Source organism: Mangrovibacterium sp. (genome assembly GCF_059905295.1).
Genome location: NZ_JBZQJF010000322.1, coordinates 1 through 4,641 on the forward strand (window position 1 = coordinate 1; position 4,641 = coordinate 4,641).

Sequence of the window (4,641 nt, forward strand, 5' to 3'; positions counted from 1 at the left end):
ATTTACTGTGTTGCTTATGGCTTCCTGTACACAAAAACTAAGTTACCCCGAGACAAAGAAAGAAGCGGTAACTGACGATTACTTTGGAACAACTGTTGAAGACCCTTATCGTTGGCTGGAAAATGATACTTCGGCCGAAACTGAAGCATGGGTTGAAGCTCAGAATAATGTAACCTTCGATTATTTAAATAAACTACCTGGTCGTGAAAAAATAGGTAAGGAGTTAACCGAACTGCTGGACTACGAACGAGTAACAACTCCCTTTAAAAAAGGTGGTAAATATTTCTTCTTCAAAAATGATGGTCTTCAAAACCAGAGTGTGTTATTTATGACTGACTCTTTGGAAGGAGAACCGGATGTTTTACTGGACCCGAATTCCTTGTCGGAGGATGGTACTGTTGCTTTGAGTGATGTCGAAATATCAGACAAAGCCAAGTATTTAGTGTACTCGATCGCCCGAAGTGGCTCCGATTGGAACGAAGTTTTTGTAAAAGATATTGAAACCGGTAAGCTACTCGAAGACCACCTGATGTGGGTTAAATTTTCCGGACTATCCTGGTATAACGGGGGTGTTTTTTACAGCCGTTATGATGAACCGGAGGCCGGGAGTGAGCTCTCCAAATCAAACGAATATCAAAAGGTATACTACCATAAAATTGGTACCAGCCAAAACGAAGATATACTGGTGAAGGCAGATCAGGAGCATCCTAAGCGAATGTTCAATGCAGGTGTAACGGAGGATAAGCGTTTCCTAACCTTGTCATCGAGCCAGGGAACCAGTGGCAATGCCCTTTTCGTGAAAGATCTGATTCAGCCGGAGTCTGATTTTATGCCGTTGATGACCGATTATGAATACGACTTCAACTTGGTTGATAATGTTGGAAACGATCTTTATGTGCTGACCAATTACAAAGCTCCGAAATACCGCTTGGTGAAGATTGACTTTGACAAACCCGCCGAAGAGAATTGGACCGAAGTTCTTCCGGAGCAGGAGAATGTTTTGGAATCAGTTTCATTTAATGGCGGTGAAATTGTTGCCCAATATATGAAGGATGCCCATAATGTTGTTGAGGTTTACACGATGGATGGTAAACTTGATTACGATCTGCAATTGCCGGGTATTGGTTCGGTTGGCGGATTCTCAGGGAAAAAGGAAGACGCAGAAGCATTCTTTAGTTATACCTCCTTTAATACTCCGGGCGAGGTTTATAAGTATGATTTCAGAACCAAAGAGCTGAGTTTGTTCTTCCGGCCAACGGTATCCTTCAACCCGGATGATTTTGTTGTAGAGCAAAAGTTCTACGAGTCGAAAGACGGCACGCACGTACCGATGTTTATTGTGCACAAAAGGAACCTGGTACTGGATGGTAACAATCCGACTTTACTATATGGCTATGGTGGTTTCAATATTAGTTTGACACCAGCCTATTCTTCTACCCGAATGGTATTTATGGAAAACGGTGGCGTTTTGGCTGTTGCCAGCCTGCGTGGTGGAGGCGAATATGGTGAAGACTGGCATAAGGCCGGTACGAAAATGCAAAAACAGCATGTATTCGACGATTGCATTGCCGCTGCTGAATACCTGATTTCATCCAATTATACAAATCCACAGAAGCTTGCTCTGATGGGGGGCTCAAACGGAGGGTTGCTGGTAGGAGCAGTGGTAAATCAGCGTCCCGATTTGTTTAAAGTGGCCTTGCCTGCAGTCGGTGTGATGGATATGTTGCGCTACCAGTATTTTACCATTGGTTGGGCCTGGGCCGGCGATTACGGCCGCAGCGACGATAGTAAGGAGATGTTCGACTATCTCTATGCCTATTCGCCTTACCACAATATCAAAAAAGGTGGCAAATATCCGGCAGTCTTGGTAACAACGGCCGATCACGACGACCGCGTAGTGCCGGCACACTCGTTTAAATATGCTGCCCGCTTGCAGGAGTATAATGCAGGCGAGTTACCAACACTCATTCGGATTGAAACAAAGGCGGGCCACGGTGCCGGTAAACCAACCGCGAAAATAATTGAAGAATATACCGATGTATGGGCATTTACCTTCTACCATTTAGGAATGAATTTGTAAGCCTATACGTTCGGCAAACCGTTTTATAAATTGTATTTTTGAGTCCCGGGGCCAATTTATCCCCGGGATTTTTTTGTCTATGGATATCAATTATTTAGTCATTGAAGGAAATATCGGCTCGGGAAAAACGACCTTAAGTAAGATGATTGCCCGCGATTACGGAGCTCGTATTTTGCTTGAAGGTTTCGCAGATAACCCGTTTTTGCCGAAATTTTATGAGGAGCAGGATAAATATGCTTTCCCGCTGGAGATGTCCTTCCTGGCTGATCGGTACAACCAGTTGAGTCGGAATATCCGCGATTTTGAACTGTTCAGTTCATTTCTGGTTTCTGATTACTACTTTGTGAAAAGTCTGATTTTTGCTCAAACAACTTTGAACGATGATGAATACAATCTTTATCATCGGTTCTTCAATATTATATACGATAAACTTCCAAAGCCCGATTTGTACGTCTATTTGCATGTGCGTCCTGAAAACCTTTTAAAAAATATCCGTAAAAGAGGTCGAGAATATGAGCAGGCTATCAAGTTGGAATATCTTTCTCAAATTGAGAAAGGCTACTTCAGCTATTTCAGGCAGCAGCACGATTTTCCTATCCTGTTGATTGATACGAATAAGGTGGATTTTGTGGGAAGGGAGGAAGACTACAAAAAAATTCTTGGTATCATCTTTGATAATCGCCATGCATCCGGCATAAATCGGGTAATTTTAAACGAATAGCGATCAAAATTTGTATATTCGTGGAGGTTGGAAAACTAATCAATTTAATAGTGCTACAAATGAAACATTTTAACTTTAAATCACTAGCTTCTGTTGCTATAGCTTCGGTGGTTTTATCGAGCTGTGCAAGTCTGCAAAAAATGAAGAAAAATGCTGATGACATCAGCTTTAAAGTAACTCCTGAGGTATTGGAAACAAATGCCGGCAACGTTGATGTTGCTATTGATGGCGTATTTCCGTCTAAATATTTCGTGAAAAAAGCGACTGTTGTTGCTACTCCGGTATTGAAATATGAAGGCGGCGAAACTGCTTTCGAACCGGTAACTGTTCAAGGGGAAAGTGTGATGGCTAATAATAAAGTAATTAGCTACGCAAATGGTGGAAACTTCAGCTATAAGGATGCTGTTCCTTTTACTGACGACATGAGAAAGTCGGAGTTGGAAATTCGTATGACTGCCAAAAAAGGTAGTAAAAGCGTTGATTTCGCACCAATCAAAGTTGCCGATGGAGTGCTTGCAACACCTACTTTAGTTGTTAACTACCCTTTCACAATCCTGGGTGTACAACGTGAGAAAAACACAACCGGTGTTTACGATCCAAACATCGACGAATTTCAACGTATCGTTCCTGAAGCGTATACAACTGATATCAAATTCCTGATCAATCAAGCTGTTCTTAGAAACAGTGAATTGAAAAAAGAAGATATCGAGAAATTGAAGGAATACACTAAAGATGCTTACGATGCTGACCGTAAAGAATTGAAATCAGTTGAGGTTTCAGCTTATGCATCTCCAGATGGTGGATTGGACTTCAACACGAAACTTTCTGAAAAACGGGAAGGTACTTCAACTAAATACATGGAAAATCAGCTGAAAAAAGAAAAAGTTGAAGCTGAATTGAAATCGAAATTTACCCCTGAAGACTGGGAGGGTTTCAAAGAGTTGATGGAAAAATCGGATATTCAGGACAAGGAGTTGATCCTTCGTGTATTGTCTATGTATTCAGATCCTGAAGTTCGTGAACGCGAAATCAAAAACTTGTCTTCAGCATTTACTGCTGTTGCAGAACAAATTCTTCCTCAATTGCGTCGTGCAAAAATTACCGCTAACGTTGAGTTGATTGGTAAAACTGATGAAGAAATCATGGACCTGGCCATGAACAACCCAAGTGAACTGAACCCTGCTGAATTGTTGTATGCTGGTACATTAGCACAGGATAAAGACAAAAAACTGATGATCTACGGTTCAATGTCGGATATTTATCCAAACGACTGGAGAGGTTACAACAACCAAGGTATGGTATTGGCTCAACAAGGTCGTTTTGCTGATGCTAAACCATTGTTCGAGAAAGCTGAATCCTTGGCTCCTGCCGAACCAATCATCAAAAACAACTTAGGTGCTTGCGCTTTGGTTGAAGGTAATACTGATAAAGCTGAAGAATTGTTCGGTGCTGCTTCCGGAGCTGGCCCTGAAGTAAACAACAACCTGGGTATTGTAGCGATCAAAAAAGGTGAATATGAAAAAGCCGTTAAACTGTTAGACGGATCGAATACACCAAACGAAGGTTTAGCTAAAATCATGGTTGGCGATAACGCCGGTGCATTGAAAGCATTGGATGCTTGCACATGGAAAGGTTGCTACATGTCAGAATATTTCAAAGCTGTTGTAGGTGCTCGTACTGCAAAAGAAAACCTGATGTACGATAGCCTGGAGAAAGCGGTTTCTATGAAACCTGAATTGAAATCGACAATTGCGACTGACCTGGAATTCGCAAAATATTTCAACGACGCTCGTTTCCAAAACATCGTGAAGTAATTCACGTTTCACAATACAAAAGAAAG

General features: G+C 41.7%; 3 protein-coding genes. All 3 read left to right on the top strand.

Features of this window, described 5'->3' with window-relative positions; all coding sequences use genetic code 11:
• Positions 1–2,080, top strand: a 2,080-nt coding sequence (locus AC37HE_RS16300; RefSeq protein WP_500784073.1) for a prolyl oligopeptidase family serine peptidase, incomplete at its 5' end; no start/stop codon positions are given.
• A 79-nt stretch (positions 2,081–2,159) separates the two neighbouring features.
• The gene (locus AC37HE_RS16305) at positions 2,160–2,801 is read left to right on the top strand and encodes a deoxynucleoside kinase (RefSeq protein ID WP_500784075.1); all 642 of its coding nucleotides are present in this window, start codon (positions 2,160–2,162) and stop codon (positions 2,799–2,801) included.
• Positions 2,802–2,860: 59 nt separating this feature from the next.
• Positions 2,861–4,615, top strand: a complete 1,755-nt coding sequence (locus tag AC37HE_RS16310) for a tetratricopeptide repeat protein (protein WP_500784077.1) — start codon at positions 2,861–2,863, stop codon at positions 4,613–4,615.
• Positions 4,616–4,641: the final 26 nt, after the last annotated feature.

Excerpts from the sequence above, each read along its gene's own strand:
- AC37HE_RS16305 (WP_500784075.1), top strand. The coding sequence starts at position 2,160 with ATGGATATCAATTATTTAGTCATTGAAGGAAATATCGGCTCGGGAAAA.
- AC37HE_RS16310 (WP_500784077.1), top strand. The coding sequence starts at position 2,861 with ATGAAACATTTTAACTTTAAATCACTAGCTTCTGTTGCTATAGCTTCG.